The sequence below is a fragment of the Caballeronia fortuita genome (genome assembly GCF_001544835.2).
GTDB lineage: Bacteria > Pseudomonadota > Gammaproteobacteria > Burkholderiales > Burkholderiaceae > Caballeronia > Caballeronia fortuita.
Map to the genome: position 1 here is coordinate 116576 of NZ_FCNX02000005.1, position 25384 is coordinate 141959.

The 25384-nt window shown below is 63.4% G+C and carries 25 protein-coding genes; 3 read left to right on the forward strand and 22 right to left on the reverse strand.

Features of this window, described 5'->3' with window-relative positions:
- Positions 1-5: 5 nt before the first annotated feature.
- Positions 6-1466: an IMP dehydrogenase gene (guaB, locus tag AWB77_RS11530; RefSeq protein WP_061134573.1), complete on the reverse strand. Its 1461-nt coding sequence runs from the start codon at positions 1464-1466 to the stop codon at positions 6-8.
- 212 nt (positions 1467-1678) lie between these two features.
- Between guaB and AWB77_RS11535 the strand changes: the two genes are divergently transcribed.
- The gene (locus AWB77_RS11535) at positions 1679-2638 is read left to right on the forward strand and encodes a DMT family transporter (protein ID WP_061134574.1); all 960 of its coding nucleotides are present in this window, start codon (positions 1679-1681) and stop codon (positions 2636-2638) included.
- Between the two features lie 7 nt (positions 2639-2645).
- On the opposite strand, the gene AWB77_RS11540 is transcribed toward AWB77_RS11535, so the two are convergent.
- Positions 2646-2969 (reverse strand): RnfH family protein, encoded by a 324-nt coding sequence (locus AWB77_RS11540; RefSeq protein WP_061134575.1) that lies wholly within the window; start codon positions 2967-2969, stop codon positions 2646-2648.
- Positions 2966-3403 carry a type II toxin-antitoxin system RatA family toxin gene (locus tag AWB77_RS11545; RefSeq protein ID WP_014191146.1) on the reverse strand — a complete coding sequence of 146 codons (438 nt, stop codon included), beginning with the start codon at positions 3401-3403 and terminating at the stop codon, positions 2966-2968. Before AWB77_RS11545 ends, AWB77_RS11540 begins: the two co-directional genes overlap by 4 nt.
- Before the next feature lie 119 nt (positions 3404-3522).
- Here AWB77_RS11545 and smpB point away from each other — a divergent pair, with 119 nt between their 5' ends.
- Positions 3523-3972 (forward strand): SsrA-binding protein SmpB, encoded by a 450-nt coding sequence (gene smpB, locus AWB77_RS11550; RefSeq protein WP_061134576.1) that lies wholly within the window; start codon positions 3523-3525, stop codon positions 3970-3972.
- A gap of 51 nt (positions 3973-4023) precedes the next feature.
- Here smpB and AWB77_RS11555 read toward each other — a convergent pair whose 3' ends face one another.
- The 3 genes from AWB77_RS11555 to ppsA all read right to left on the reverse strand — a co-directional run bounded on the left by AWB77_RS11555 (position 4024) and on the right by ppsA (position 7916).
- Positions 4024-4950, reverse strand: a complete 927-nt coding sequence (locus tag AWB77_RS11555; protein ID WP_061134577.1) for an SPFH domain-containing protein — start codon at positions 4948-4950, stop codon at positions 4024-4026.
- Between the two features lie 19 nt (positions 4951-4969).
- Complete coding sequence (locus AWB77_RS11560; RefSeq protein WP_061134578.1) at positions 4970-5401, reverse strand: NfeD family protein; 432 nt, start codon at positions 5399-5401, stop codon at positions 4970-4972.
- Between the two features lie 97 nt (positions 5402-5498).
- Positions 5499-7916 (reverse strand): phosphoenolpyruvate synthase, encoded by a 2418-nt coding sequence (ppsA, locus tag AWB77_RS11565; protein ID WP_061134579.1) that lies wholly within the window; start codon positions 7914-7916, stop codon positions 5499-5501.
- A gap of 503 nt (positions 7917-8419) precedes the next feature.
- Between ppsA and ppsR the strand changes: the two genes are divergently transcribed.
- Positions 8420-9238, forward strand: a complete 819-nt coding sequence (gene ppsR, locus AWB77_RS11570) for a posphoenolpyruvate synthetase regulatory kinase/phosphorylase PpsR (protein WP_061134580.1) — start codon at positions 8420-8422, stop codon at positions 9236-9238.
- A 6-nt stretch (positions 9239-9244) separates the two neighbouring features.
- On the opposite strand, the gene AWB77_RS11575 is transcribed toward ppsR, so the two are convergent.
- The 16 genes from AWB77_RS11575 to rpsB all read right to left on the reverse strand — a co-directional run bounded on the left by AWB77_RS11575 (position 9245) and on the right by rpsB (position 25207).
- Positions 9245-10021, reverse strand: coding sequence for a TrmH family RNA methyltransferase (locus tag AWB77_RS11575; RefSeq protein WP_061134581.1), 777 nt, complete (start codon positions 10019-10021; stop codon positions 9245-9247).
- Positions 10022-10038: 17 nt separating this feature from the next.
- Complete coding sequence (rnhB, locus tag AWB77_RS11580; RefSeq protein ID WP_061134582.1) at positions 10039-10743, reverse strand: ribonuclease HII; 705 nt, start codon at positions 10741-10743, stop codon at positions 10039-10041.
- On the reverse strand, positions 10743-11909 hold the full coding sequence (lpxB, locus tag AWB77_RS11585) for a lipid-A-disaccharide synthase (protein ID WP_061134583.1): 1167 nt from the start codon (positions 11907-11909) through the stop codon (positions 10743-10745). The genes rnhB and lpxB overlap by 1 nt, the downstream gene beginning before the upstream one ends.
- A gap of 12 nt (positions 11910-11921) precedes the next feature.
- The gene (gene lpxA / locus AWB77_RS11590; RefSeq protein WP_061134584.1) at positions 11922-12710 is read right to left on the reverse strand and encodes an acyl-ACP--UDP-N-acetylglucosamine O-acyltransferase; all 789 of its coding nucleotides are present in this window, start codon (positions 12708-12710) and stop codon (positions 11922-11924) included.
- Between the two features lie 62 nt (positions 12711-12772).
- Positions 12773-13231, reverse strand: coding sequence for a 3-hydroxyacyl-ACP dehydratase FabZ (fabZ, locus tag AWB77_RS11595; protein ID WP_061134798.1), 459 nt, complete (start codon positions 13229-13231; stop codon positions 12773-12775).
- Positions 13232-13382: 151 nt separating this feature from the next.
- Positions 13383-14474 (reverse strand): UDP-3-O-(3-hydroxymyristoyl)glucosamine N-acyltransferase, encoded by a 1092-nt coding sequence (gene lpxD / locus AWB77_RS11600; RefSeq protein ID WP_061134585.1) that lies wholly within the window; start codon positions 14472-14474, stop codon positions 13383-13385.
- A gap of 28 nt (positions 14475-14502) precedes the next feature.
- The gene (locus tag AWB77_RS11605; RefSeq protein ID WP_061134586.1) at positions 14503-15009 is read right to left on the reverse strand and encodes an OmpH/Skp family outer membrane protein; all 507 of its coding nucleotides are present in this window, start codon (positions 15007-15009) and stop codon (positions 14503-14505) included.
- Between the two features lie 106 nt (positions 15010-15115).
- Positions 15116-17428, reverse strand: coding sequence for an outer membrane protein assembly factor BamA (bamA, locus tag AWB77_RS11610; RefSeq protein WP_061134799.1), 2313 nt, complete (start codon positions 17426-17428; stop codon positions 15116-15118).
- A gap of 77 nt (positions 17429-17505) precedes the next feature.
- Positions 17506-18888 carry an RIP metalloprotease RseP gene (gene rseP / locus AWB77_RS11615; protein WP_061134587.1) on the reverse strand — a complete coding sequence of 461 codons (1383 nt, stop codon included), beginning with the start codon at positions 18886-18888 and terminating at the stop codon, positions 17506-17508.
- A 7-nt stretch (positions 18889-18895) separates the two neighbouring features.
- Positions 18896-20113 carry a 1-deoxy-D-xylulose-5-phosphate reductoisomerase gene (locus tag AWB77_RS11620; protein ID WP_061134588.1) on the reverse strand — a complete coding sequence of 406 codons (1218 nt, stop codon included), beginning with the start codon at positions 20111-20113 and terminating at the stop codon, positions 18896-18898.
- Positions 20114-20131: 18 nt separating this feature from the next.
- The gene (locus AWB77_RS11625) at positions 20132-20944 is read right to left on the reverse strand and encodes a phosphatidate cytidylyltransferase (RefSeq protein ID WP_061134589.1); all 813 of its coding nucleotides are present in this window, start codon (positions 20942-20944) and stop codon (positions 20132-20134) included.
- On the reverse strand, positions 20938-21720 hold the full coding sequence (gene uppS, locus AWB77_RS11630; protein WP_061134590.1) for a polyprenyl diphosphate synthase: 783 nt from the start codon (positions 21718-21720) through the stop codon (positions 20938-20940). The genes AWB77_RS11625 and uppS overlap by 7 nt, the downstream gene beginning before the upstream one ends.
- A gap of 83 nt (positions 21721-21803) precedes the next feature.
- Entirely contained in the window at positions 21804-22364 is a 561-nt protein-coding gene (gene frr / locus AWB77_RS11635) for a ribosome recycling factor (RefSeq protein ID WP_061134591.1), read from the reverse strand.
- Positions 22365-22457: 93 nt separating this feature from the next.
- Positions 22458-23171 (reverse strand): UMP kinase, encoded by a 714-nt coding sequence (gene pyrH, locus AWB77_RS11640; protein WP_008350086.1) that lies wholly within the window; start codon positions 23169-23171, stop codon positions 22458-22460.
- A gap of 260 nt (positions 23172-23431) precedes the next feature.
- A complete protein-coding gene (gene tsf / locus AWB77_RS11645; RefSeq protein WP_061134592.1) occupies positions 23432-24313 on the reverse strand; it encodes a translation elongation factor Ts in 882 nt (293 codons plus the stop codon).
- A 141-nt stretch (positions 24314-24454) separates the two neighbouring features.
- Complete coding sequence (rpsB, locus tag AWB77_RS11650) at positions 24455-25207, reverse strand: 30S ribosomal protein S2 (protein ID WP_008350088.1); 753 nt, start codon at positions 25205-25207, stop codon at positions 24455-24457.
- Between the last annotated feature and the right edge of the window lie 177 nt (positions 25208-25384).

Below are 25384 nucleotides of genomic sequence, written 5' to 3' on the forward strand. Positions count from 1 at the left end.
CTCGATTAGTCGACGTGGTAGTTGGGCGCTTCCTTCGTGATCTGCACGTCATGCACATGCGACTCGCGCATGCCCGCTGCCGTGATTTGGACGAATTCCGCCTTCTCGTGCAGCTCGCCGATGGTGCGGCAGCCGCAGTAGCCCATGCTCGCGCGCACGCCGCCGACGATCTGGAACAGGATCGCGTTGACCGAGCCCTTGTAGGCCACGCGGCCTTCGATGCCTTCCGGCACGAGCTTGTCGATGTTCGCCGAGTTGTCCTGGAAGTAGCGGTCCGCCGCGCCGTCCTTCATCGCGCCGACCGAACCCATGCCGCGGTACGACTTGTACTGGCGGCCCTGATAAAGGAACACGTCACCCGGCGATTCTTCGGTGCCGGCGAGCATGGAACCCATCATCACGACGTTCGCGCCCGCCGCGAGCGCCTTCGACACGTCGCCCGAGAAACGCACGCCGCCATCCGCGACGACCGGCACGCCCGTGCCACGCAGCGCTTCGGAGACGTTGGCGATGGCCGTGATCTGCGGCACGCCGACGCCCGCGACGATCCGCGTCGTGCAGATCGAGCCCGGCCCGATGCCGACCTTCACCGCGTCCGCGCCGTACTCGACGAGCGCCTTGGCCGCCGCCGCCGTCGCGATATTGCCGCCGATCACCTGCACGTGCGGATAGTTCTGCTTCACCCAGCGCACGCGTTCGAGCACGCCCTGGCTATGACCGTGCGCGGTGTCGACGACGATCACGTCGACACCCGCCTGCGCCAGCAGATCGACGCGCTCCTCGTTGTCCGGACCGACGCCGACCGCCGCGCCCACGCGCAGCTTGCCGTCTTCGTCCTTGCAGGCGTCCGGGTTTTCGGTCTGCTTGGTGATGTCCTTCACCGTCATCAGGCCGCGCAGTTCGAATGCGTCGTTGACAACGAGCACGCGCTCCAGGCGATGGCTGTGCATCAGCGCCTTCGCCTCGGCGAGCGACGTGCCTTCCTTGACCGTCACGAGACGCTCGCGCGGCGTCATGATGTTGCGCACCGGCTCGTCCAGCCGTTCTTCGAAGCGCAGGTCGCGGTTCGTGACGATGCCGATCAGTTGCGCGCCTTCGACCACCGGAAAGCCCGAGATACCGTGCTGCTGCGTGAGCGCGATGACGTCGCGCACGCGCATCTGCGGCGGAATCGTGATCGGATCGCGCACGACGCCGGACTCGAAGCGCTTCACTTTCGCGACTTCGCGGGCCTGTTCCTTGGCGGTGAGATTCTTGTGGACGATGCCGATGCCGCCCATCTGCGCCATGGCGATGGCGAGCCGGCCTTCGGTGACCGTGTCCATGGCGGCGGACACGAGAGGCATGTTCAGGGAAATATTGCGAGTCAGCTGGGATTTCAGGCTGGTGTCGCGCGGGAGAACGCTGGAGAAGGCGGGCACGAGGAGCACGTCATCGAACGTGAGTGCTTTCTGGATCAGACGCATGGCAAATCCTATGGGCGCAAAAGCAGATTATACCGATAGTTCCCCGCATTTTCACTGCCCGAACAGCAGCTTAGGCGATTGCGGCGCAAAATCCGGGCCGTCGCGCGCCCGCGCCTTTCGCACCGCCGCCGTTGCAGTTTTCGACAAGACGGGCCTCCCGGGGCGCATGCTACGCTTCGCGCCGTCAGTTGAAATTTCGGCGGGGTCGGACGATGCAGCGCGGTGTGATGTACGGAATGACGGCAGGAGCGATCTGGGGTTTCATCTTTCTCGCGCCACGGCTCTTGCCGGATTTTTCGCCGCTGACGCTCTCGGTCGGACGCTATCTGATGTACGGCGCGGTGTCGCTGGCGGTTGCGCTGCCGATCGCCCGGCGTCTCGCGGCCAAGCTCACGCGCGCCGATCTCATCGCACTCGTGAAGCTCGCTTTAGTGGGCAACCTGCTCTACTACATGCTGCTCGCGAGCGCGGTGCAGCTCGTGGGCGTCGCGCCATCGTCGCTGATCGTCGGCATTCTGCCCGTGACCGTCACGCTCGCCGGCCGGCGCGATCACGGCGCGGTCGATCTCAGACGGCTCGTCGGGCCGCTCGTGCTGGTGCTCGCCGGCATCGCATGCATCAATCTCGATGTGTTCAGCGACGCCCATCACACGGCGAGCGTCCTCACGCGCCTGGCCGGGCTTGGGTGTGCGCTTGGCGCGCTCGCGTCGTGGACGTGGTACGCGGTCGTGAACGCACGTTATCTGCAATCGAATCGCCATTTCGACGGCAACGAGTGGTCAGTGCTGTGGGGCATCGTGACGGGGCTGCTCGGCGTCGCGCTCGGCGCGATCGTGTGGATGCTGCCCTCGGGCACCGTTCAGGCGAGCGTGCCGGCCTCGCGCTGGCACGTGTTCTGGATAGTCTGTTTCGCGCTGGCGACGGGCGGCTCGTGGCTCGGCAACATGCTGTGGAACGCGGCGGCCAAACGCCTGCCGCTCACGCTGTCGGGCCAGATGATCGTGTTCGAGACGCTCTTCGCGCTGCTCTACGCCTTCGTCTACGATGGCCGCTGGCCGCGCACGCCCGAAGTGCTCGCGATCGTGCTGCTGCTCGTCGGCGTGATCTGGTCGGTCAGGCAGCACACGCTCGCGCCCGCCTCCGCCGTGGCGAAGGAAGCGCCCGCGCATTGAACGCGCTTCAACGCGAATCCTTCGACTGCCACTTGCGCCCTTCGATGGAACCCGCCTTGCGCGCCTTGTCGACCCGGCGTTGACGCGCGGCCTTCGGATCCACCTTTAGCGGCCGATAAATCTCAACGCGGTCGAGATCGGCGAGCGCCGCGTCGAGCGGCTTCAGCTTGCCGAACACGCCGACCTTCTGCGTCGCCAGATCGATGCCCCCGTACGCACGCAGCACGCCGCTCGCTTCGATCGCATCTCGCACCGTCGCGCCTTCGGGCAGATCGACGCGCTCGAGAAACGCGCCATCCTGCAGGCCGTAGCAAACATCGATACGCATCATGGCTTGCCGTAGCGCTGATCCGCGCGCTTCACGAAGGAATCGACGAACGTGTTGGCGATATGGCTGAACACCGGCCCGATGAGCTTCTCGAGAATCACGTTCGAGAACTCGTAGTGCAACGCGAATTCGATCTTGCACGCGTCCGCGCGCAGCGGCGTAAAGTGCCAGTAGCCGGTGAACTTCTTGAAAGGGCCGCTCAAGAACTCCATATCGATATTGGTCGGACGCTTCTGGGTGTTGCGCGTCGCGAAATGCTGCTTGATGCCCTTGAAGCTGATGTCGATCTTCGCTTCCATACCGTTCTCGTCCTGGCGGCCGATTTCGACGCCGCCGCACCAGGGCAGGAAATTGGGGTAATCGGCGACATCGGTGACGAGGTCGAACATTTCTTCCGCTGAATGGCGGATCAATACGGTTTTCTGGACGTCTGCCATATAGGGCGCAGCGGTAGCTGAATTGGGCGGCAACGCGCAAGAGAACGAGGCATCGGTTCGAACACATGCCGGCGCGCTGCTAAAATCAGGATTTTAAACGAGTTGGGCGCTTTCCATTCATGAGCATCATCGACAACAGAAAAGCCTTCTTCGATTACTTCGTCGAAGAGCGCTACGAGGCCGGTCTCGTGCTCGAAGGCTGGGAAGTCAAGGCGTTGCGCGCGGGCCGCGCACAGATCAAGGAAGGCTATGTCGTCATCAAGAACGGCGAGCTTTTTCTGATCGGCACGCACATCAGCCCGCTGCCCGAGGCATCGAAGTTCGCCAATCTCGATCCGGTGCGCACGCGCAAGCTGCTTTTGCATCGCGAACAGATCGACAAGCTCATCGGCAAGGTCGAGCAACGCGGGCATACGCTCGTGCCGCTCAACTTCCACTACAAGGACGGCCGCGTGAAGTGTGAAATCGGTCTGGCGAAGGGCAAGAAGCTGCACGACAAGCGCGAGACCGAAAAGAAGCGCGACTGGGAACGCGAACGCGGGCGCCTGATGCGCTCGGCTTCGCGCTAAGCGATCAAACGAATCGGGGCGCTTCTCAGCGCCCCGATTGCTTTTACCGCGTCAACTCTTCCTGATGACGCCGCCGCCCTCGCCCTTCACGATGGAAAGCGCCGACGCGATCATCGTGCTCATATCGGACATGTTGCCTGGCACGATCAGCGTGTTGCCTGTCTTCGCGATATTGCCGAACGCGCCGACATATTGCTCCGCGACTTTCAGGTTGACCGCTTCCATGCCGCCCGCCGTCTGGATCGCCGTGCCGATCTTCTGAATGGCCTGCGCATTCGCCTCCGCCACCGCGAGAATGGCCGAAGCCTCGCCCTGCGCCTGATTGATCGCCGCCTGCCGTTCGCCCTCGGACTTCTGGATCGCGGCCTCGCGCGCGCCCGATGCCAGATTGATCTGCTCCTGCTTGCGCCCTTCCGACGCCGCGATCAACGCACGCTTCTCGCGCTCGGCGGTGATCTGCGCCTGCATCGCGTGAAGGATTTCCTTCGGCGGGGTGAGATCCTTGATCTCGTAGCGCAGCACTTTCACGCCCCAGTTCGACGCGGCTTCGTCGAGTGCGTTCACGATGCTCTGGTTGATGAAGTCGCGTTCCTCGAAGGTCTTGTCGAGTTCCAGCTTGCCGATGACAGAACGCAGCGTCGTCTGCGACAACTGCGTGATCGCGAACACGAAGTTGCTCGATCCATACGAGGCCTTCATCGCGTCGGTGACCTGGAAGTACAGCACGCCGTCGACCTGCAGCTGCGTGTTGTCGCGCGTGATACAGACCTGGCTCGGCACTTCGAGCGGAATTTCCTTGAGTATGTGCTTGTAGGCGATGCGGTCGATGAACGGCAGCACGATGTTCAGGCCCGGCGTGAGCGTCGCGTGATAGCGGCCGAGCCGCTCCAGCACCCAGGCATGCTGTTGAGGAACGATCTTGACCGTGTTCACCACGATCACGATCGCGATAACGAGCACGATTAGCGCGAAGTACATTGTTTTTCTCCTTGTGAAGCTAGCGTTTGGCCGCGACGATGAGCCGGTTGCCGTCCAGCGCCGTGATGCGGTAAAAGCGCGCGCCTTCGGTCTCCCCCGGCGCGAGTTCCACGTCCCATTGCGCGCCCCGGTACATGGCCCGCGCGCGGCCGTCGCGCCACTGATCGACTTCCAGCGTCGCGCCGATATCGAGATTCACCGCCGCATCGCGCGATGCGTCGTTGCGTTGCTTCCAGTTGCCGAAGCGCGAACGCCGCAACACTGCTACCGCGATCAGCGCGATCACCGCCGCCGCGCCCATCTGCACATGCGGCAAGGCGCCGATCACGTAGGCGATGCCGCCCGCGATCATGCCGAGCGCGATCATGAGCAGGTAGAACGTGCCGGTAAACAACTCCGCCACGATCAGCGCCCCCGCTGCGAACCACCAGAACAGCCCGCCGGTTTCCATCATCCGTCTCCAAACGAAAACACCCCGGAAAAGTCCGGGGTGTTTTTTATATCATGCTGCACCAATCCGAAAGCAAGCGGAAAGGTGCGCGGTCAACCTATTTTGACAACGTCTTCGCGAGCTGCTGCCACGTGTCGATGATCGTGTCCGGATTCAGCGACATCGATTCGATGCCAAGCTCCGCCAGCCACACGGCGAGGTCCGGATGATCCGACGGACCCTGTCCGCAGATGCCGACGTATTTGTTGAGGCGCAGACACGTTTCGATCGCGCGCTTCAGCATGAACTGCACGGCTTCGTCGCGCTCGTCGAAATCGGCGGCGAGCAGTTCCATGCCGGAGTCGCGGTCGAGGCCGAGCGTCAACTGCGTCAGATCGTTCGAACCGATCGAGAAGCCGTCGAAGCGCTCCAGGAACTGCTCGGCGAGAATCGCGTTGGACGGCACTTCGCACATCATCACGAGCTTGAGGTCGTTCTTGCCGCGCTCGAGACCGAACTTCTTCAGCAGTTCGACCACGCGATCCGCCTGCTTGAGGGTACGCACGAACGGCACCATGATCTGCACGTTGTCCAGACCCATTTCCTCGCGCACCTTCTTCAGCGCAACGCATTCCATGTGGAACGCTTCGGCAAAGTCTTCCGCGATGTAACGCGACGCGCCGCGGAAACCGAGCATCGGATTCTCTTCATCCGGCTCGTAACGCGAACCGCCGATGAGCTTCTTGTACTCGTTCGACTTGAAGTCCGACAGACGCACGATGACGGGCTTCGGATAGAACGCCGCCGCGATCGTGGCGATGCCTTCGGTCAGCTTGTCGACATAGAACGCACGCGGCGAAGCGTGACCGCGCGCGACGGACTCGACCGCCTTTTTCAAGTCGGCGTCGACGTTCGGGTACTCCAGAATCGCCTTCGGATGCACGCCGATGTTGTTGTTGATGATGAATTCGAGGCGCGCGAGACCCACGCCCGCATTCGGCAACTGCGCGAAGTCGAACGCGAGTTGCGGATTGCCGACGTTCATCATGATCTTGACCGGAATCTTCGGCAGCTCGCCGCGCTGGACTTCGGTCACTTCGGTTTCGAGCAGGCCGTCGTAGATCTTGCCTTCGTCGCCTTCCGCGCACGACACCGTGACGAGCGCGCCGTCCTTCAGGATGTCCGTTGCGTCGCCGCAGCCGACGACCGCCGGCACGCCCAGCTCACGCGCGATGATCGCCGCGTGACAGGTACGGCCGCCGCGATTCGTCACGATGGCCGATGCGCGCTTCATCACCGGCTCCCAGTTCGGATCGGTCATGTCGGCGACGAGCACGTCGCCCGGCTGCACGCGTTCCATCTCCGACGGATCGTGAATCACGCGCACCGGACCCGCGCCGATCTTCTGGCCGATCGCGCGGCCGGTCGCCAGCACGTTCGACTGCCCCTTCAGCTTGAAGCGCATCTCGGCCTTGCCCGACGCCTGGCTCTTCACCGTTTCCGGACGCGCCTGGAGAATGAAGATCTTGCCGTCGCGGCCGTCCTTGCCCCACTCGATGTCCATCGGACGCTGATAGTGCTTCTCGATGATGACCGCGTACTTCGCAAGCGTGATGACGTCTTCGTCGGTGATCGAGAAGCGGTTGCGCTGCTCGTGCGGCACGTCGACGGTCTTCACGCGGCCCGGTTCGCCCGGCTTCGTGAACTCCATCTTGACGAGCTTCGAGCCGATGGAACGCCGGATGATCGGATACTTGCCCTGTTCGAGCGTGGTCTTGAAGACGTGAAACTCGTCCGGATTCACCGCGCCCTGCACGACGGTTTCACCGAGACCGTAGCTCGACGTGATGAACACGGTTTCCTTGAAGCCCGATTCCGTGTCGATGGTGAACATGACGCCCGCCGCGCCGACGTCCGAGCGCACCATGCGCTGCACGCCCGCCGACAGCGCCACTTCCGCATGCGTGAAGCCCTTGTGGACGCGATAGGAAATGGCGCGGTCGTTGTAGAGCGACGCGAACACGTGCTTCATGCGATCGAGCACGTCTTCGATGCCGACCACGTTCAGATAGCTTTCCTGCTGACCCGCGAACGATGCGTCGGGCAAGTCCTCGGCGGTCGCGGACGAGCGCACGGCGAAGGAAAGCTCTTCCGGCGAGCTGGCCTGGAGAACGTCGAAACCGCGGCGGATTTCGTCTTCGAGACGCGGCTGCAGCGGCGCGTCGACGATCCACTGACGGATTTCCTTGCCGCACTCGGCGAGCGCCTTCACGTCGTCCACGTCGAGCGACTCGAGACGTTTGGCGATGCGATCCGTCAGGTTGTTGTGATGGAGGAAGTCGCGAAATGCGAGCGCAGTCGTGGCGAAGCCCGTCGGCACACGAACGCCGGCTTCGGAAAGCTGGCTGATCATTTCGCCGAGCGAGGCATTCTTGCCGCCGACGATTTCCACGTCGGTCATTCGCAACTGCTCGAATGGAACTACATACGCCTGATCCTTTGCGACATCTTTCGCAACATTGACTGCGTTAGTCATACAAGCCCCTAAGGTGGATGGAATTCACGATCGCACGAGTGGGCTCATATGCGGGAGCGCTCATTGGAAGCGCCGCCGCATCTCGTACAACCTGTTTGATAAACGATCGGGGAAGAAACGCCTGCGAGAACCGAGGCGCGTTCAAAAAGAAGCGGGGAAACGTCCGAATCTGCTCGAAAACGTGGATTTACCCAACGAAAAGCCACGAAACGACCGCGATTTGACGAAAATCCGAATCAATTTGTCCGCAATTGCTTATCGAACAGGTTGCCGCTATTCTACCTTGCCGCATTTCATAATTGGTTCGACCGGGTAGTCGTTCCACGGCAAAATCGAGGTCTTTCGCGCCTGATCGTGGGTCTGCCCACACCCGGGCGGCGAAGCCGCTGCCTGTCAGCGGTCAGCTACCTTAACACAGGTTTTTCCGGCGTCCGTGCTTTCAGGCTTCCCGCTGCTGGTCAGCTTTTGAGCCACCGCGCTCCAACACGTTCCCTCTTTTTGCGATGCCGCCTTCCGTATTCATCGTTTCCGACGGGACCGGGATCACTGCCGAGACTTTCGCGCATTCGATCCTCGCCCAGTTCGATCAAAAGTTTCGGCTCGTGCGCGTGCCTTTCGTCGATTCGATCGACAAGGCGCTCGCGACCGTCGAGAAGATCAACGAGGTCGTTGAGCTCGACGGCCGCCGGCCCATCGTGTTCACGACACTCGTCGACAGCGCGTCGAACGAAGTCGTCAAAGGCTGCAACGCGCTCGTGCTCGACATGTTCCAGACCTTCATCGAGCCGCTCGAACACGAGCTTTCGCTGAAGTCGACGCATGCCATGGGCCGCGTCCATCAGAACGCCGATACCGAGGAATACAAGAATCGGATCGAGGCGATCAACTTCTCGCTTGCGCACGACGACGGCCAGTCCAACCGCAATCTCGCCGAAGCCGATGTCATTCTCGTCGGCGTGTCGCGCAGCGGCAAGACCCCAACGAGCCTTTATCTCGCGATGCAATATGGCGTCAAAGCGGCGAACTATCCGCTGATTCCCGAAGACTTCGAGCGCGGCAAGCTGCCCACGCCACTGCTCGAGCATCGGACGAAGATGTTCGGTTTGTCGATCGATCCGCAGCGGCTTGCCGAGATCCGTAACGAGCGCCGTCCGGGCAGCAAGTACGCGGCGCTGGAGAATTGCCGTTACGAGATCAACGAAGCGGAAATGATGATGAAGCGCGAAGGCATCAAGTGGCTCTCGTCGACGCACAAGTCGATCGAGGAAATCGCCACGACGATCCTGCAGGAAATCAAGCCGGAGCGGCCTTCCTACTATTGACCGAGGTCAGCGCTGCTGGCGGCACTGCTCGAAAAGACAGATCGCCGCCGCAGCCGCCACGTTGAGCGACTCCATGCCGCCCGGCTGCGGAATGGTCACGCGATGCGTCACGGCATCGCGCCAAATTTGCGACACCCCTGCCCCTTCGTTGCCGAAGACCCAAGCGAGCGCGCCTGACAGATCGCAGTCGTAGAGCGCGACCGCGCCGTGCGAATCCGTGATGGTCACGGGCGCGTCGAGTCGAGAGATCAGTTCGGCCGGTTCGACGTCTTCGAAAATATCCAGCAGGAAATGCGCGCCCATGCCCGAGCGCAGCACTTTCGACGACCACGCGTACGCCGTTCCCGGCGCGCAAAACACACGCGTAATGCCTGCCGCTGCCGCGCTGCGCAGAATCGAGCCGACATTACCGGCGTCCTGAATGCCGTCGAGGATCACGCAGGTTTGCTCGACGCGCGTTGGAAGTTCAGCATCGATCTTCTCGACGAGCAGCAACATGCCCACGCCATGCGCGACGCTCGAAAGCTGCCCGAAGAGCGCATCCGGCAACACGACGACATGCTTCTGCTCGACACGCGCGACGATCTCGCGCGCTTCCTCGTGCGTGAGCGCGCCCTCGGTGACGACGCAGGTTTCCGGCTGGCCAGCGGCATCGAGATACGCCGATGCCAGATGCAGACCTTCGAGCAGCGCGTGACCGCTGCGGCGCTGTTGCGCGGTCGAGCCGGCGAGCGCCTTGATGCGCTTGTAGAGCGGGTTGTCCCGCGAAGTGATGGATTTCACGTTGAATTGAATGCCGCTCAGAACGCCAGCGCGCCGGGATCGCCTTCGAGCGTCGATGAGACCTGAAGCACTTCCGGCGCGACCTCAGGCAGCACCGAGCCGAACACGAGCGCATGCGCCTCGCGCACCGGCGCGAACGAACGCCGATGATGCTCGCACGGACCATGCTCGCGCAGCGCCTTCAGATGCTGCGGCGTGCCGTAGCCGGAATGCGCGTCGAAGCCGTACATCGGAAAGGTTTCGTGCAGTTCTACGAGCATGCGATCGCGCGTGACTTTCGCGAGTATCGACGCGGCCGAAATCTGCTTGATGAGCGCGTCGCCGCCGATCACGGCTTCGCTGCGGATCGACAGAACCGGGCAGCGGTTGCCATCGACTTTTACGAGCGTCGGCATGACCGACAGCCCTTCCACCGCGCGCTTCATCGCGAGCATGCTCGCGTGCAGGATATTGATGGTGTCGATTTCCTCGACGCTCGCCGACGCGATGCAAAACGCGAGCGCGCGATCGACGATCTTCTCGTAAAGCTCCTCGCGCCGTTTCGCGCTGAGCGCCTTGGAATCGTCGAGTCCGTTGATGCGCGGCTTCGCGGGGTCGAAGATTACGGCCGCCGCCACGACCGGACCGGCCAGCGGCCCGCGCCCCGCTTCATCGACGCCACAGATGATGTCGAGCGGCGAGGTGAAATCGAGTCCTGCCTGAGCCGATTGTCTAGCGGCCATTACCGCGGCCTCCGCGTGTCGAGCACCCGCGCGACGGCCTCGGCCGCCTTCTGCGACGTATTCTGACGCAGCGCGATGTGCATGTCGGTGAAGATTTCCGTCAGGGTACGGCGGTTGGCGTCGTCGTTCAACTGTTTCAGCGTGGCGTCGGCGAGCGCTTCGGGCGTCGCGAAATGCTGCAGAATTTCCGGCACGACGAAACGCCCCGCCAAGATGTTCGGCAAGCCGACATACGGCAGATAGCCCTGACGCTTCATGATCTGGCCCGTGAGCCAGGGCACCTTGTACGAGATGACCATCGGCTTCTTGAGCAGCGCCGCTTCGAGCGTCACGGTGCCGCTTTTGACGAGAATCGCATCGGCGGCGGTCATCGCGGTTTGCGCGCGGCCGTCGGTGATGGTCAGCGACAGATGCGGATGCGCGTCGACGAGCGGCTGCAGGAGCGCGCGCAACGCCGGATTCGCGGCCGGCATCAGAAAGCGCACGGTCGGCTCGCGAAGCTGCATCAGCTCCATCGCGTCGAAGAAGGTCGGGCCGATCAGCGAAATTTCCGAGCGGCGGCTGCCCGGCAGCACGGCGATCACCGGGCCGCCTTCCGCGATGCCGAGTTCGCGGCGCGCGCCCATGACGTCGGGTTCGAGCGGAATGTCGTCGGCGAGCGGATGGCCGACGTAGCTCGCCGATACGCCCGACTTCTCCAGCAGCGCCGTTTCGAACGGAAACACGCACAGCATGTGGTCGACCGCTTTCACGATCTTCTTGATGCGCCCGCCGCGCCATGCCCAGATCGACGGACACACGAAATGCACGGTCGGAATGCCGGCTTCGCGCAGCGGCTGTTCGAGACCGAAGTTGAAATCGGGCGCGTCCACGCCAATGAACACCGAAGGCGGCTCGGCGAGCAACTGGCGCTTGATTTCGTTGCGGATGCCGAGAATCTCGGGAATGTGCTTGAGCGCTTCGACATAGCCGCGCACGGTCAGCTTGTCCATCGGCCAGTGCGCTTCGAAGCCTTCGGCCGTCATGCGAGGACCGCCGATGCCGCTATAGCGCGTGCCTTCCGGCAGCGTCTGCCTGAGGCCCTTGAGCAGCGATGCCGCGAGCAGGTCGCCCGATGGCTCGCCCGCGACCATCGCAATGCGTGGCGGGTTAGTGATGAGGGTCATCGGACAGCGTGTCTAGCGGATGATGCCGCGCTGCGACGCCGCGATGAAATCGGAAAATGCCTTGACGGGCGCATCGCCCTCGCCGCCCGCCGTGCTCAGTTCCTTCAGTTGCGCCTTCGCCTCTTCGAGCGACAGACCGCTCTTGTAGACGATGCGATACGCCGAGCGCAGCGCCGAAATGGCGTCGGGCGTGAAACCCCGGCGGCGCAGTCCTTCGACGTTGATGCCGTGCGGCTCCGCCTTGTTGCCCGCCGCGATGACGAACGGCGGCACGTCCTGCACGAGCGCCGATGCGCCGCCCAGCATGGAATGCGCGCCGATGCGCACGAACTGATGCACGCCCGACATCCCGCCGATGATCGCGTGATCGCCGACGATCACGTGTCCGGCCAGTTGCGCGTTGCTCGACATGATGACGTTGTCGCCGAGCCGGCAGTCGTGGCCGACGTGCACGTACGCCATGATCCAGCAGTCGCTTCCGATGGTCGTGAGGCCCTGATCCTGCGCCGTGCCCGTATGCAGCGTCGTGAATTCGCGGATGGTGTTGCGGTCGCCGATCTCGAGGCGCGTCGGCTCGCCCTTGTACTTCATGTCCTGCGGACGGCCGCCGATCGACGCGTAATGGCCGATGCTGTTGTCGCGGCCGATCGTCGTATGCCCTTCGATCACGCTGTGCGAGCCGACGGTCGTGCCCGCGCCGATCACGACGTGCGAACCGACGATCGCGTACGGCCCGATTTCGACGGACTCGTCGAGCTGAGCGCCCGGCTCGATGATCGCGGTTGGGTGAATCTTGCTCATGCGCTTTTCGCCTATGCTGTTCGTGCTGCTTGTTACGTTGAACGCGGGGTGAACGCGTGCGCTTAGGCGTCCGTGTTCTTGACGGTACACATGAGTTCGGCCTCGGCTGCGGTCACGCCGTCGACTTCCGCGCGCGCCTTGAACTTCCAGATCCCGCGCATATACCGTTCGAACGTCACGTTCAGGATCAGTTGATCGCCCGGCTCCACCACGCGCTTGAAGCGCGCGCCGTCGATGCCGACGAAGTAATAGAGCGTGTTGGTCGGATCGTGCGGCTCTTCGGCGAACGTCAGGAGCGCCGCGGTCTGCGCGAGCGCTTCCAGAATCAGCACGCCGGGCATCACCGGCCGCGTCGGGAAGTGGCCCTGAAAGTACGGCTCGTTGATCGTCACGTTCTTCAACGCTTTGATGCTCTTGTGCGGCTCGAGTTCGAGCACGCGGTCCACGAGCAGGATCGGATAGCGATGCGGCAGCAGCGTGAGGATCTTGTGGATATCGAGATTGATTTTTTCTGTGCTCATGGTCGTTCTGCTCACGCGCGCGTCGGGCGCGGAAATTTGGATGGCGGGCCGTATCGTGTCGGACGCCCGCCCGGGATTGCCATCTCGCATCGGCGGCTCGAACGGGCCCGCTCCTGCTTGTGATTCGTTCCTGTTCGAACGACGCCGGCGTTTATGCGCCGCCGTTCGTGTCTTCGTGCCGGGCGGTATCGGCGAGCGCCGTTTCCAGCGCCTTGATGCGCTCGCGCATCTTGTCCAGATTGCGCATGATCGCCGCGCTCTTGTTCCAGTCCGCGTGCGGCACGGCCGGGAACGCGCTCGTGTACATGCCGGGTTTCAGCAGCGACTTCGACACGCCCGATTGCGCCGTGACGATCACGTAATCCGCGAGCGTCACATGGCCCGCGATGCCCACTGCGCCGCCGATCATGCAATGCCTGCCGATGTTCGTGCTGCCCGCGATGCCCGCACAGCCAGCGATCACCGTGTAAGCGCCGATCCGGCAGTTGTGCCCGATCTGCACGAGATTGTCGATCTTCACGCATTCCTCGATGACGGTGTCCGCCATCGCGCCGCGATCGATCGTCGTGTTCGCGCCGATCTCCACGTCGTCGGCGATATCGACCGCGCCGACCTGCGGAATCTTCACCCAGCTTCCGGTGCGCGCATCGCCTTCGCCGACGAAATCCGGCGCGAAGCCGAAACCGTCCGCGCCGATCACCGCGCCCGCGTGCACGATGACGCGCGCGCCGAGCTTGCAGCCGTGATACACGGTGACGTTCGGATACAGATGCACGTCGTCGCCGAGCGTAACGCCCCGTCCGACGACTACGCCTGCATCCAGCTTCGTGCGCTCGCCGACGACCGCGCCCGCTTCCACCGTCACGTGCGGCCCGATCACGGCGCTTGCCGCGACCTTCGCCTGCGGATCGACGAAAGCGCTCGGGTGCACGCCCGGCACCGCTTTGGGCGTCGCCAGGTCGATGAACGCCTGCGCCACGCGCGCGAAATAAGCGTAGGGGTTCGGCGTGACGATGAAATTACCGCCTGCGCGATTCGCCAGCTTCTCGAGGTCTTCCGGGGAAATCAGCACCGCGCCTGCGCGCGTCGTCTCCACCTGCGGCAGATACTTCTGATTCGCGAGAAACGCGAGTTGCGCGGGGCCGGCCTTGTCGAGCGGTGCAAGACTGCCGACCGCGAGCGCGCCGTCGCCGACCACCTCGCCGCCGAAGCGCTTCACCAGTTCGCCGAGCGTGATCGCCATGCCTGATGCCATCTCGTCTCAGTCCTCGTCAGTTCGGGTTCGTGAGCGAGCCCGTGCCGGTCGCGCCGGCCGCCAGCGCCTTCAGCACCTGGTCGGTGATGTCGATACGCGGGCTCACGTACACCGCTTCCTGCACGATCAGATCGTAATGCTGCTGCTCGGCGATCTGCTTGATGACCTTGTTCGCACGGTCCAGCACCGCCGAGAGTTCCTCGTTGCGGCGCTGGTTCAGGTCTTCGCGGAACTCGCGCTGCTTGCGCTGGAAGTCCGCGTCGAGCTGCGCGAGGTCACGCTGGCGCGCCGCGCGGTCGGTCGGCGACATCGAGGAACCGTTCTTGTCGATGTTGTCCGACATCGCCTTCAGACGCTGCGCCATGTCCTGCAGCGCCTTGTCGCGCTTGGAAAATTCCTGCTCGAGCTTCGACTGGGCGGCCTTCGCCGCAGACGATTCGCGCAGGATGCGGTCGGAATTGACCGCCGCGATGCGCGCTTCCTGAGCACTGGCTGACATAGCCGTGCCCAGGCCGAGAACCATCGACAACGCAAGCGCCAGCGCCCTATGTTTCGAATGCTTACCGGTTCCCAAAGTGTTCCTCACGTTACGTCGAAATAAATGAAGTTCGCGTTCATCGGCGTGCCGCTTAGAAGGCCGTACCGATCTGGAACTGGAACTTCTGATACTGGTCGCCATCGTGCTTCTGCAGCGGGAAGCCCAGGCTCAGCTTGAGCGGGCCGATCGGGGAGATCCACGCGAGACCCACACCGTAGCCATAACGCAGGCCGTTCGCGCCGCTGCTCGTGCCGCCCTGGTTCGGATCGCCCCAGACGTTACCGGCATCGAGGAAGGTGAAGACGCGCAGCGTGCGGTCGTAGCCCGTACCCGGCAGCGGGAACGTCAGCTCGATATTGCCCACCGCCATGCGCGAGCCGCCGATCGGGTCGTTGGTCTTCGCGTCGCGCGGACCCAGCGAGCTCGGCGAGTAGCCGCGCACCGAACCGATACCGCCCGCGTAGTAGTTCTTGAAGATCGGGTACGTCTGGCCTTGCAGGCCCTTGCCGTAGCCGCCCTGCAGGTTGAAGCCGAGCACGAAGCCGCGCGCGAACGAGTAGTAATACTGGAACTGCGCGTCGAACTTGGCGTACGTCGTGTTGCCGAGCGGCGTGCCGTATTCCGCGTTCGACTGAACGTAATAGCCGCGGCTCGGGACCAGCGCGCTATCGCGATTGTCGCGCGACCAGCCGACCGTCAGCGGATAGTTGTTCACGACACGGCCGAAGTCCTGCACGTACTTCTGGTACGAAGCCGGCGTGTTGCTGTCGACGTCCATCGTGTTCTGTTCGGCGCCGACGCCGAAGAACACCGTGTCCTGCTCGGAGAACGGAATGCCGAACTTGGTGTCCGCACCCATCGTGATGATCTTGAAGCTCGAGTCCGTCGAGTAATACAGCGGCTCGTACGTACGGTAGTAAGCGTCCGTGATGCGCTTGATGCCGTCGATCGTGAAGTAAGGATCGACCTGCGTCACGGTCAGTGTGCGGTACGTCTTCGCGGTGTTCACGTTGACGGAGAGGCTCGTGCCCGAGCCGAACACGTTGTCCTGCGACACGCCCGCCGACAGCACCACCTTGTCCGTCGACGAAAAGCCCGCGCCCAGCGTGATCGCGCCGGTCGGCTTTTCTGCGACCTTCACGTCGACGTCGACCTGGTCGTTCGTGCCTTCGACGGGCGTCGTGGTGACGTCCACGTCGGTGAAGTAGCCCAGACGGTTGACGCGATCCTTCGACAGCGCGAGGCGGCTCGAATCGAACCACGAGCTTTCGAGCTGGCGCATTTCGCGGCGCACCACTTCGTCACGCGTGCGTGTATTTCCGACGATGTTCACGCGCCGCACGTACACACGGCGGCTCGGATCGACCTGCAGCGTGAGCGCCACGGTGTGATTCGCCTGATCGATGGCCGGCTGCGCGTTGACCTGCGCGAACGCGTAGCCGTATTCGCCGAGCTTGTCGACGATCGCCTTGGTCGTCGCCTGCAGCTTCTCGGCCGAGAAGCGCTCGCCCGGCTTGATCTTGATGAGCTTGTTGAGTTCGGCTTCGCGGTCGAGCAGATTGCCCGCGAGCTTGATGCTGCTGATCTTGTACGGCTCGCCTTCGTGCACGGCGATCGTCAGATACATGTCCTTCTTGTCCGGCGAGATCGACACCTGCGTGGAGTCGATGCTGAACTCGAGGTAGCCGCGATTCAGGTAGTACGAGCGCACGTTCTCGAGGTCGCCCGTGAGCTTTTCCTTCGCGTAGAGATCGCTCTTCGTGTACCACGAGAACCAGTTCGGCGTGGAGAGCTGCATTTCGCCGAGCAGCGTGCCCGAACTGACGGCCTTGTTGCCGACGAAGTTGATCTGGCGGATCTTCGCGCTCGGACCTTCGGCGACGGAGAACAGGATCTGCACGCGATTGCGGTCGACCGGCGTCACGGTGGTCGTCACTTCCGCCGCGTAGTAGCCGCGCGTCAGATACTGGCGCTTCAACTCCTGCTCCGCGCGGTCGACGAGCGCCTTGTCGTACGAGCGGCCTTGCGACAGGCCCACGGAGCGCAGCGCCTTCGTGAGATTGTCCTTGTCGAACTCGTGCAGGCCGGCGAAGTCGATGGCCGAGATGGCCGGGCGCTCCTGCACCTGCACGATCACCACGTTGCCTTCAGTGGCGATCTGAACGTCGTTGAAGAAGCCCGTCGCGTAGAGCGCGCGAATCGCTTCGGAGGCCTTGTCGTCGGTGAAAGTGTCGCCTTGCTTGATCGGCAGATAAGCGAACACGGAGCCCGGCTCGATGCGTTGGAGACCGTCGATCCGAATATCCTGCACGACGAACGGTGTGGTGGCGTGTGCCGCCATACCCGTTGCGGCGAGCGCCGCGGCCACAGCCGTCTTAGGAACAAAGCGATGAGGTTTGAACAACGTGCTTCCCCAGTATTTAAAGCTGCATTCGTTCCGGCGGTCGCTCGAAAGACGCCGCCAGAAATTGTCAAAGTGGATCAAAAACGAATCAGGCGAGCGAGATCATTGAACAGTGCGATCATCGAAAGCGCGACGATGCAGACCAGGCCCGCCCTTTGCAGAACAAGCTGCCAGCGGTCGGATACGGCTTTGCCGGTAACAGCCTCAACCAAATAATATAACAGATGCCCACCGTCCAGAACCGGAATCGGTAACAAGTTCAACACTCCGAGGCTGATGCTGACGAGTGCGATAAACGAAATAAAGGCCGTCGCGCCGAGTCTTGCGCTTTTGCCGGCATAGTCGGCAATCGTGACCGGCCCCGAGAGATTCTTGAGCGATGCCTCGCCCGTGATCATGCGCCCGAACATGCGCAGCGAATACAGGCTGATATCCCACGTGCGATTCACGCCCAGGCGCAGGCTTTCGAGCGGACCGTAGCGCACGTCCACCGTCGGCAGCTGATTAGCGAGCGCCGCGCCGATGCGGCCGACGTCCTTGCCCGTCGATGCATCGCGCTTCACGTCCGGCACGATCTGCACCGCATCTCGCTTGCCGTTGCGCTCGATCGTGAGCGTCACCGGCTTGCCGCCGTGCGCCTTCACGTAGTCGATGAAATTCGTCGCGTTTTCGATGCCGCGGCCGTCGATCGCGCGCAGCGTGTCGCCCGGCTTCAAGCCGCTTTTCTGCGCCGCGCTGCCCGCCTCGACGCCCGCGACCGTCAGCGTGCCGCCGCCCGGTGCGAAGCCGAGCTTGTCCATGAAGTCCTGCTCGGCTCCGGCATCGGTGATGCCCCCGACCGCGACCGGGAAATCGAACGTGCCCTCGCGAGTCTTCGCCGTCAGCACGACGCGGCGATGATCGAACGACGCGTCGAGCATCTTCCAGCGCAGATCGGACCACGAGCGGATCGGATGCGTCTCGCCGCCTTGCGCGTCGCGCATCGAAAGAACCGTTTCGCCGCCTTCGAAGCCCGCGCGTGCGGCTGCCGTATCGGGTGCGGGCTGCGAGACGATTGCCGCGGGCTCGGTCACGCCGCCCGCGAAAACCGCCGAAAACAGCACAATGGCCAGCACGAAATTGGCGATCGGCCCCGCCGCGACGATCGCGATGCGCTTCGCGACGCTCTGCCGGTTGAACGCACGCGGCAGGTCCTCGTCGGGAATTCTGGTGCCGCTTTCGGGATCGACCTCGCGCTCGTCGAGCATCTTCACGTAGCCGCCGAGCGGCAACGCCGCGATCGTCCATTCGACGCCCGTCTTCTTGTTCACCCACTGCACGAGCGGCTTGCCGAAGCCGACCGAAAAGCGCAGCACTTTCACGCCGCACAGTCGCGCGACGCTGTAGTGACCGAATTCGTGGACGACGACGAGCACGCCTATCGCGACGACGAAGGCGACGATTTCGGTCAGAAAGTTCATGACGGCCTCAATGGGCGATGGGTTCGGCGCCTGGCGCGCTCGCGGTGAGCTCTGCGACGAAACGGGATGCGAGGCGGCGCGCGTCGGTATCCGCGGCGAGGACGTCGGCGAGCGTCGCGGCGCTCGTGTTCGGCAGCGCGTTCAGCACGCGATCCACCACGTCGCCGATCGCCATGAAACCGATGCGCCGCTCGAGGAACGCTTCCACGGCGATTTCATTCGCCGCGTTCAGCGCCGCACTCGCGATGCCGCCCGCTTCGAGCGCTTCGATGGCGAGCGCAAGACACGGGAAGCGCGCAAAGTCGGGCTTTTCGAACGTGAGTGTCGCGATCTGTGCGAGATCGAGCGGCGCGACACCCGAATCGACACGATCAGGATACGCCAGTGCGTGCGCGATCGGCGTACGCATGTCGGGATTGCCCAGTTGCGCGAGCACCGAGCCGTCGGCGTAGGACACCATCGAATGAATCACGCTTTGCGGATGAATCAGCACTTCGATGCGCGAGCCGGGCAGATCGAACAGCCAGTGCGCCTCGATCACTTCGAGGCCCTTGTTCATCATCGTTGCGGAATCGACGGAGATCTTTCGGCCCATCGCCCAGTTCGGATGCTTTACGGCCTCTTCGGGCGTGACGTTCACGAGCGACGCGGGTTCGCGCGTGCGGAACGGGCCGCCCGATGCCGTGAGAATGATCTTCGCGACGCCGCCGTGCAGCTTCGCTTCCTTGTCCGCGCAGGGCGGCAGGCACTGGAACACGGCGTTGTGCTCGCTGTCGACCGGCAGCAGGATCGCGCCGTTGTCGCGTACCGCGTCCATGAAAATCTGGCCCGACATGACGAGCGCTTCCTTGTTCGCGAGCAGGATGCGTTTTCCCGCGCGCGCAGCGGCCAGCGTGGGCGCCAAGCCCGCCGCGCCGACGATGGCCGCGACGACCGTGTCGCACTGCGCCGCGCGCGCCACTTCGACGAGCGCTTCGGGGCCGTGCGCCACTTCGGTCTTGCAGCCTTGCGCGCGCAACGCGGCCGCGACGCGCGCGGCCGTTTCGGCGTCGCCGACGACCGCCACTTCGGGCTGGAATTTCAGGCATTGCGCGACGAGCTTGTCGCCGTTGCGATGAGCGGTGAGCGCGTAGACCGAGAAGCGGTCCGGATGCCGCGCGACGACGTCGAGCGTGCTGTCGCCGATCGAGCCCGTGGAACCGAGCAATGTGAGACGTGTTTGCATAAATTCTTCTCTAGCCGATTAGCCAAGCATGAGCAGCGCGATCGGCAATACAGGCAACAATGCGTCGATGCGGTCGAGGACGCCGCCGTGACCCGGCAGGAGGCCGCTCGAATCCTTGACGCCCGCCTGGCGCTTGAGCAGCGACTCGAACAGGTCGCCGACGACGCTAAACGCGACTAGCACGGAAAGCGCGACGAACGAGCGATCCCAGCCGAGATGCCCGACGAAGGCCGTGAATACGGTGGGCGCATAAAAGCCGGTGGCGGCGGCGAGCGCGCCGATGACGATGACCGCGAGCCATCCGCCGACCGCGCCTTCCCAAGTCTTGCCGGGGCTGATCGACGGCGCGAGTTTATGGCGGCCAAGCGCTTTTCCGGCGAAGTATGCGCCTATATCAGCCAGCCAGACTACTAGCAGAAGCGATAGCACGAAGGCGACGCCGCGCGTGCGCGCATCGACGACCGCATGCCAGCACGCGAGAAACACGACAATCCCGGCGAAAAGCAGGAACGCGCGCCACGCGTGCGCGGCAAGCGTCGGCTTGCGCAGCAACGCGTAGGGACCGGCCAGCACCCAGAAAATGCCGGCCATCTGATACAGCGGTGTCGATTTGATGCCGAGAAACGTGCTGAAAATGAGCGCGAGCCCTGCGATCAGCGCATACGCCACCGGCCCCGCGCCGTTCAGCTTGAGGAGCCGCCCCCATTCCCACGCCGCGAACACGACGACGAAGCCGATGAGCGCGCCGAACGCGCCGATCGGCGCAAACAGCGTGATCGGCACCAGTACCGCGAGCAGGACGATTGCCGTGATGACACGGGTTCTTAGCATGAAAGGGTGTCGGCCTTCTGCGATTGGGAGGCGAGCTGCGCGCTCGTGCGCCCGAAGCGGCGTTCGCGGTCGCCGTACGACGCGATCGCGCGATCGAGGGCGCCGGCGTCGAAGTCGGGCCAGTAGATGTCGGTGAAATAGAACTCGGTGTATGCGAGCTGCCACAGCAGGAAGTTGCTGATGCGCTGCTCGCCGCCCGTGCGGATGAAGAGATCCGGCTCCGGCGCGTAGGCCATCGCGAGGTGCTCGGCGAACGATTCGTCGTCCACGCGCGCGGGCACGCCCTTTTCGAGGGATTCGGCGATGAGCTTCCTGGTCGCCTGCATGATGTCCCAGCGCCCGCCGTAGTTGGCGGCGATGGTCAGCGTGAGGCGCGTGTTGCGGGCCGTCTTGGTTTCGGCACGCTGGATGAGCGCGCGGATGCGGTCGTCGAACATGGCGATGTCGCCGACCACGCGCAGACGGATACCGTTCGCGTGCAGCTTGCCGATTTCGCGCTCGAGCGCGGTCACGAACAGGCGCATCAGGAAGGACACTTCGTCGGTCGGGCGCCGCCAGTTTTCGGAACTGAACGCGAAGAGCGTGACGAATTCGACGCCGCGCCGCGCGCAGCTTTCGACGGTCGCGCGGACCGCATCGACGCCACGCGTATGACCGGCGACGCGCGGCAGACGCCGCTCGGTCGCCCATCGGCCATTGCCGTCCATGATGATCGCGACGTGACGCGGGACAGCCGCGACATCGGGCACGGTAACGGTAGAGCTGGTATAGGTCATGGCCGCTGAATCTGGGAATCTGAAGGGGTGAAGGTCAGCCCGCAGCATGCACGCTCCGGACTGACAGGACCGTCTTTACGGCCTCACACCGTCATGATTTCGGCTTCTTTGGTCTGAACGAGCTTGTCGATCTCGGCAACGAACTTGTCGGTGAACTTCTGCACTTCGTCGCTTGCGCGGCGCTCGTCGTCCTCGGAAATCTCTTTGTCCTTCACGAGTTTCTTCAGTTGATCGTTCGCGTCGCGGCGCAGGTTGCGCACGGCGACCTTCGCGGTCTCGCCTTCGCTCTTTACGACCTTGGTGAGTTCGCGGCGGCGCTCTTCGGTGAGCGCGGGCATCGGCACGCGGATCAGATCGCCTTGCGTGGCCGGGTTCAGACCGAGATCCGACTCGCGGATCGCCTTTTCGATCACGGCGACCATCTTCTTTTCCCAGGGCTGCACGCCGATCGTGCGGGCATCGACGAGCGTCATGTTCGCCACCTGCGAGATGGGCACGTTCGAGCCGTAGTAGTCGACCTGGATGTGGTCGAGCAGCCCCGTGTGCGCGCGGCCCGTGCGAATCTTGGCGAGATCCGCCTTGAACGCTTCGATCGACCGCTGCATCTTCTGGTCGACGCCTTTCTTGATGTCAGCCACACTCATTTTGAACCTCCAAACCTGGGTTTTACCGGCGAAACGCGGCGCACTGACGCGCGGGGCTCATGCCCGCCGCGCGGCGCGCGTTATCGCAAGAGTTTACACGTGGACGAGCGTACCTTCGTCGTCGCCCTGCACGATGCGCTTCAACGCGCCCGGCTTCGTGATGGAGAACACGCGAATCGGCAGCTTCTGGTCGCGGCACAGCGCGAAAGCGGTGGCGTCCATCACCTGAAGATTCTTGCCGATCGCCTCGTCGAAGCTGATCGTGCTGTAGCGCGTTGCGTGCGGATCCTTCTTCGGGTCGGCGGAGTATACGCCATCGACCTTCGTCGCCTTCAGCACGACTTCGGCGCCGATTTCCGAGCCGCGCAAGGCGGCGGCCGTGTCGGTCGTGAAGAACGGGTTGCCGGTGCCGGCCGCGAAGATCACGACCTTGCCCTCTTCCAGTTGGCGGATCGCGCGGGGGCGGATGTACGGCTCGACGACCTGATCCATGCGCAGCGCCGATTGCACGCGCGCTTCGATGCCCGCGTGACGCATCGCGTCCTGCAGCGCGAGCGCGTTCATCATCGTGGCGAGCATGCCCATGTAGTCGGCGGTCGCGCGGTCCATGCCGGCCGCGCCGCCCGCGACACCGCGGAAGATGTTGCCGCCGCCGATCACGACGGCCAGTTGCGTCCCGATGCGCACCACCTCCGCGACGTCCGCCACCATCCTTTCGATCGTTGCGCGATTGATGCCGAAAGCATCGTCGCCCATCAGGGCTTCGCCGGAGAGTTTGAGGAGTACGCGTTTGTAGGCTGTGGGCATATGAGTTTCCGATCGCGCCGAGGAGGGTTGCAACAACGTAGAACTGTAGGGGTGAAACATTACTTACCGCAAGCGGGCCGGATCGGGCGGCGGGCGCGGCAAGTCAGGGTTTTCCCTGATCTGCCGCGCCCGCTGCTCGTGCGAACCGGATCGCTGAATACTGCGGCGGACGAATCCGCTGCTGATGCCGCGGGCTCGACGCGTGGCCGCGATGACAGCACACGCGCCTTAAAAGAGCCTTAGCGTGCCGAAAGCAAGCCTTAAGACTGCTTTGCCGCCGCGACTTGCGCCGCCACTTCGGCCGCGAAGTCGTCCTGACGCTTCTCGATGCCTTCACCGACGACGAACAGCGCGAACTTCTGCACCGACGCGCCCGCCGACTTCAGGTATTGCTCGATCGTCTGCTTGTCGTTCTTCACGAACGGCTGGTTCAGCAGCGACACTTCCTTCAGGTACTTCTGGATCGAACCGTCGACCATCTTCGCGACGATTTCCGCCGGCTTGCCCGACTCGGCGGCCTTCTGCTCGGCGATGCTGCGCTCCTTCGCGATCAGGTCGGCCGGCACTTCGTCCGACGACAGCGAGACCGGCTTCATCGCGGCGACGTGCATCGCAACGTCCTTGCCGACTTGCTCGTCCGCGCCCGTGAACTCGACCAGCACGCCGATGCGCGTGCCGTGCAGGTACGACGCCACCTTGTTCGCGCTTTCGAAACGCACGAAGCGGCGGATCGACAGGTTTTCACCGATCTTGCCGACGAGCGCGAGGCGCACGGCGTCGACCGTCGAGCTTTCCAGCGGCAGCGCCGACAGCGCGGCGACGTCGGCCGGATTGTTCTTCGCGACCAGTTCGGCGATCGTCTTGCCGAAGGCCAGGAAGTCGTCGTTCTTCGCGACGAAGTCGGTTTCGCAGTTCAGTTCGACGAGCGCGCCCACGCCGCCTTCGACGTGCGCCGTGACGATGCCTTCAGCCGTCACGCGCGATGCCGCCTTGCTCGCCTTGTTGCCGAGCTTCACGCGCAGCAGTTCTTCCGCGCGCGCCATGTCGCCGTCGGCTTCCGTCAGCGCCTTCTTGCATTCCATCATCGGCGCATCGGTCTTCGCGCGCAGTTCTGCCACCATGCTTGCGGTAATTGCCGCCATCATTCGCTCCTTGAGTCTGTTTGATACATGCCGCCGGCTCTACGACTCGCCCACGACAGGAAAAATTCGAACTTGCGTTGCGCCGACTAAAAAAAAGGGGCCTTTTGCAAAGCCCCCTTTTTTGTCGGCCACAGGGCTCGATTACGCCTCTGCGTTGACCTCGACGAACTCGTCGCCTTCGCCGTTACGGACGGCTTGGACCACGTCGTTCACCGCATTCGCGCGGCCTTCGAGGATCGCGTCGGCGACGCCCTGCGCGTACAGCGCGACGGCCTTCGATGCGTCGTCGTTACCCGGGATCACGTAGTCGATGCCTTCCGGCGAGTGGTTCGTGTCGACCACGGCGATGACCGGAATGCCGAGCTTCTTCGCTTCGGTGACGGCGATCTTGTGGTAGCCGACGTCGATGACGAACATCGCGTCCGGAATGCCGCCCATGTCCTTCACGCCGCCGATCGACTTTTGCAGCTTGACCATTTCGCGTTCGAACAGAAGCGCTTCCTTCTTGCTCATGCGCTCGGTTTCACCCGATTCCAGCGCCGCTTCCATGTCCTTCAGGCGCTTGATCGACACCTTCAGCGTCTTGAAGTTGGTCATCATGCCGCCGAGCCAGCGGGCGTTGACGAACGGCATGCCGGCGCGCGCGGCTTCCTGAGCGATCGTGTCGCGCGACTGGCGCTTCGTGCCGACGAAAAGGATCGTGCCGCGATTCGCTGCCAACTGGCGCACGTACTTCAGCGCGTCGTTGTAGAGCGGCAGGGTCTTTTCGAGGTTGATGATGTGAATCTTGTTGCGATGACCGAAGATGTACGGGGCCATCTTCGGATTCCAGAAGCGCGTTTGGTGACCGAAGTGGACACCGGCTTCCAGCATTTGACGCATCGTGACTGCCATGAAAATTCTCCGCGAGGGTTAGGTCTTAAGCCGGCTGCCGCATCCCGCGCCCGGTTTTTTGCGGTTCTTCCGCTTCCGGACGCCGGACACCCTGGGTGCGCCGGCTTGCGTATCGACTTGACTATCAGTTCCAAGGCGTGATCCGCCAATGCCGCCGAGATTGTTACGAGATTCTCT